This window comes from Ruminococcus sp. CAG:330, assembly GCF_000437175.1.
In the GTDB taxonomy this organism is placed as follows: Bacteria; Bacillota; Clostridia; order Oscillospirales; family Ruminococcaceae; genus Ruminococcus_C.
On record NZ_FR898054.1, the window covers coordinates 1 to 969 of the forward strand.

Sequence of the window (969 nt, forward strand, 5' to 3'; positions counted from 1 at the left end):
CTTTGCAAAAGGAGAATGACAAATGGAACAAACCACAAAAAACAGAGCGACATTTCAATCACGACTCGGATTTATTCTGGTTTCCGCCGGCTGTGCCATCGGACTGGGAAACGTCTGGAAATTTCCGTACGTCTGCGGACAAAATGGCGGAGGAGCTTTTCTGCTCCTCTACCTCTTCTGTCTGGTTTTGCTGGGACTGCCCATTCTGATGTGCGAATTTGCCATCGGCCGCGGCAGCAACCGCAGCATTGCGCAGGCGCTGAACCAGCTGGAACAGCCCGGCAGCCGGTACCACCTCACCAAGTACATGGGCATCGCCGGAAACTATCTGCTCATGATGTTCTACACCATGGTGACCGGATGGATGCTGTTTTACGCTTTCCGCTATATCTCCGGCTCCATTGATGCTTCCAGCACCGATGCAACCGCAAATGCCTTCCAGCAGATGCTGGATTCGCCGGGGTACATGACCCTGTTCGCTGCGCTGGTCATTGTGCTTTGCATTGGTGTCTGTGCGCTGGGCCTTCAGAACGGTATTGAAAAAGTAACCAAGGTCATGATGCTTCTGCTCATGGGATTGATGGTAATTCTGGCGATCAATTCTCTGCGCCTGGAAGGTGCTGTGGAGGGTCTGAAATTCTATCTGGTGCCGGACTTCGGAAAGCTCTTTGAAAACGGCTTTACCTCTGTTCTGTTCGCTGCCATGACACAGGCGTTCTTTACCCTGAGCATCGGCATCGGCGCCATGGAGATCTTTGGCAGCTACCTGAAAAAGGATCGCCGGATTCTGGGCGAATCTATCAATGTCATTGTTCTGGACACCGCCGTTGCCGTTGTCGCCGGTCTGATTATCATTCCGGCATGCTTTGCCTACGGTATCCAGCCGGATTCCGGTCCGTCGCTGCTGTTCATCACCCTCCCCAACGTCTTTCACCATATGGCGGGAAGCCGTATCTGGGGCAGCTGCTT

1 protein-coding gene is annotated in these 969 nt (G+C 53.3%); it reads left to right on the forward strand.

Annotation, left to right across the window (positions count from 1 at the left end; translation table 11 throughout):
- Positions 1–22: 22 nt before the first annotated feature.
- The coding region (locus tag QZL66_RS06445) for a sodium-dependent transporter (protein ID WP_293601911.1) at positions 23–969 on the forward strand (947 nt) is incomplete at its 3' end.